This is a genomic window from Affinundibacterium fentianense (genome assembly GCF_018139545.1).
Classification (GTDB): Bacteria; Pseudomonadota; Gammaproteobacteria; order Burkholderiales; family Burkholderiaceae_D; genus Undibacterium; species Undibacterium fentianense.
In genome coordinates this window covers 503,854-506,720 of the sequence record NZ_JAGSPJ010000003.1, presented here as the reverse complement: position 1 = coordinate 506,720, position 2,867 = coordinate 503,854, and the positions used below count along the sequence as shown (strand labels likewise).

Genomic DNA, 2,867 nt, shown 5'->3' with positions numbered 1-2,867 from the left:
TCGTCAGCAGCAGAGAAACGAGATTATGCAGCACTTCTAACTTCTCGTCAACCCCCTGTTTTCTTATTTCGCTTAAATCGTTTTAACTCACTCGATTCAAACCTCAGGAAAATCAACGCCTTACCGCCTGCACTTCTCTTATTTCAACCACGCTTTTCTGCGGGAGGCGAACTATAGCAAACACCACTCCGCTTTGGCAAGGCTTATTTCGCTAAACCGAATAAATCAATTAAATCGTTTCAAATTTACTCATCCAAAAAGAAAAACGCTCCTCAATAGGAGCGTTTTTAACAATATGATCAACCATGAATTACGCTAGAACTCGCAAAGAAAAATCAACAGCACGAACATCTTTAGTCAAAGCACCAATTGAAATTCGATCAACACCAGTTTCAGCAATAGCACGCACTGTCGTCAAATCCACTCCACCTGACGCTTCCAACAAAGCACGACCAGAATTTATCGTCACAGCCTCGTGCATCATTGAAGCATCAAAATTATCCAGCAAAATCGAAGTCGCACCAGCATCCAATGCTTGACGCAACTCCTCCAAAGACTCAACTTCAATTTGCACACTAATTTTTCGCTCGACCTTAGCAATCAGCTCTTCAGCAGCCAACAGCGCAGGAACAATACCTCCTGCCGCCGCAATGTGATTCTCTTTAATCAAAATCCCATCATACAAAGCCAGTCGCTGATTTTTTCCACCACCAACGCGTACCGCATATTTTTGCGCCAACCGCATACCGGGTAAAGTTTTCCGTGTATCTAATATCGCGGCAGATGTGCCCTTAATCAATTTCACATAGCGACGAGTAGTTGTCGCCACACCTGACAGCAATTGCATAAAATTAAGCGCACTGCGCTCCGCTGTCAGCAAACTACGCGCTGGTGCTTGAATTTTACACACGATCGTATTTGCCTCCATCAGCGCACCTTCCGCATATTGCCAGTCAATCACAATCGAACTATCAAGCGCAAACATTACCGCATCAAACCAAGGCGCACCACACAAAACAGCCTCATCACGCACCACAACATGCGCCGCAACTTGCGCATCGGCAGGCACCAGCTCGCCGGTCAAATCACCGCTTCCAACATCTTCCAACAAAGCGAGTTCGACACTCGCACTTAATGCTTTCGACAAATCCGAATCAAAAGGAGCAAATGCATTTTGTAAATTTGTATTTTGAACACTCATAACATCCCTTATGCTGGTCCAATACCAGAAAACAACTTTCCATCCTGCGCCATATCACCGCTCGCTTTTACATTCGTTTTTCGAGCCGCCGCAAAATCCAACATACGATCAATTGACAACTTTGCCTTTCGCCCGATATCAGGATCAACCTGGATTTGATTTTCACCAGTTTCCAACACTTGCAAAAGATTACGCAATCCATTCATCGCCATCCATGGACAATGCGCACAACTCTTACAAGTCGCACTGTTACCAGCCGTTGGCGCCACAATAAATTTCTTGTTTGGCGCGGCCATTTGCATCTTATGCAAAATGCCATTGTCAGTCGCCACGATGAACTCTTGGGCATCCATACTTCTTGCCGCATTAATCAATTGCGAAGTAGATCCGACCACATCAGCCAAAGCAACCACTGCCGCCGGAGATTCCGGATGTACCAGAATTTTCGCAGCGGGATGAGACTCCTTCAAAATTTCTAATTCGATACCCTTAAACTCATCGTGAACGAGGCATGAACCTTGCCACAACAACATATCAGCACCAGTCTGCATTTGGATATAGCTACCCAAATGCTTATCGGGCGCCCACAGAATTTTTTTTCCCAGCGCATGCAAATGCGCCACAATATCAAGACCGACACTCGACGTTACCATCCAATCCGCACGGGCCTTCACTGCCGCACTCGTATTCGCATACACCACGACAGTGCGATCAGGATGCGCGTCGCAAAAAGCAGCAAATTCAACAGGATCGCAACCAAGATCCAATGAACAAGTAGCATCTAAATCTGGCATGAGTATCGTTTTTTCAGGACTAAGAATTTTAGCCGTCTCACCCATAAACTTCACACCAGCAACAACCAAGGTCTTTGCCGCATGATCTCGCCCAAAACGCGCCATTTCTAAGGAATCAGAAACGCAACCACCTGTTTCTTCAGCAAGATCCTGCAAATCAGAGTCCACATAATAATGCGCAACCAAGACGGCCTGTTTTTCCTTCAGCAAGTCAGCAATTTTCTTCTTTAATTGCACTTTTTCGTCAGAAGTTGGCACATCCGGCACGCGCGCCCAAGCTGATGCAACACAACTACTACCCACATCCATCTGAGGACGCTCAAACTCAATAACTTTGGTCGCTTCCATATCAACTCTCAAAGGAAAAATTCAGTTTAACAGATACAAAAAAAACCCGCACTTCTTGGCGAAGTGCGGGTTTTTTAATTTTTTTAAGATGGCGCATAAGCCGGATTTCTTAAAACGTACTAATGGTGCCCGAGGCCGGAATTGAACCGGCACGCCCCTTTTACGGAAAGCGGCGGATTTTAAGTCCGATGTGTCTACCAGTTTCACCACTCGGGCACTCAACTTGCATCTAGCAATTTGCTAGTTTGTTACCTAATGATAGCTTGAAACTTAACCATCAAAATTCTTGGAGGCGGGGGTCGGGATCGAACCGGCGTCTACGGCTTTGCAGGCCGCTGCATAACCACTTTGCTACCCCGCCAAGGGTTGCCATTTTGTTTGAAGGTCTACTCTGAAGTCACCACAAACAAAAAAGCGGAACAACTTTCGAACAAAAAAGGGAAGCTGTGCTTCCCTTCGGAATTTGGAGCGGGAAAAGAGTCTCGAACTCTCGACCTCAACCTTGGCAAGGTTGCGCTCTACCA

Annotated in this window: 2 protein-coding genes and 3 tRNA genes (1 of these 5 running past the window's edge); all 5 read right to left on the bottom strand. The window is 46.0% G+C overall.

Annotated elements, in window-relative coordinates; genetic code table 11:
- Window positions 1-310: 310 nt before the first annotated feature.
- Window positions 311-1,201 (bottom strand): carboxylating nicotinate-nucleotide diphosphorylase, encoded by an 891-nt coding sequence (gene nadC, locus KDM90_RS09965; RefSeq protein ID WP_212675424.1) that lies wholly within the window; start codon window positions 1,199-1,201, stop codon window positions 311-313.
- An 8-nt stretch (window positions 1,202-1,209) separates the two neighbouring features.
- Window positions 1,210-2,343, bottom strand: coding sequence for a quinolinate synthase NadA (gene nadA, locus KDM90_RS09960; RefSeq protein ID WP_212675423.1), 1,134 nt, complete (start codon window positions 2,341-2,343; stop codon window positions 1,210-1,212).
- A 123-nt stretch (window positions 2,344-2,466) separates the two neighbouring features.
- Window positions 2,467-2,559 (bottom strand) — tRNA-Leu (locus KDM90_RS09955).
- Window positions 2,560-2,630: 71 nt separating this feature from the next.
- Window positions 2,631-2,704 (bottom strand) — tRNA-Cys (locus KDM90_RS09950).
- A 103-nt stretch (window positions 2,705-2,807) separates the two neighbouring features.
- Window positions 2,808-2,867: transfer RNA gene (locus tag KDM90_RS09945), tRNA-Gly, on the bottom strand; it runs 116 nt beyond the window's last position.

Excerpts from the sequence above, each read along its gene's own strand:
- nadC (WP_212675424.1), bottom strand. The coding sequence starts at position 1,201 with ATGAGTGTTCAAAATACAAATTTACAAAATGCATTTGCTCCTTTTGAT.
- nadA (WP_212675423.1), bottom strand. The coding sequence starts at position 2,343 with ATGGAAGCGACCAAAGTTATTGAGTTTGAGCGTCCTCAGATGGATGTG.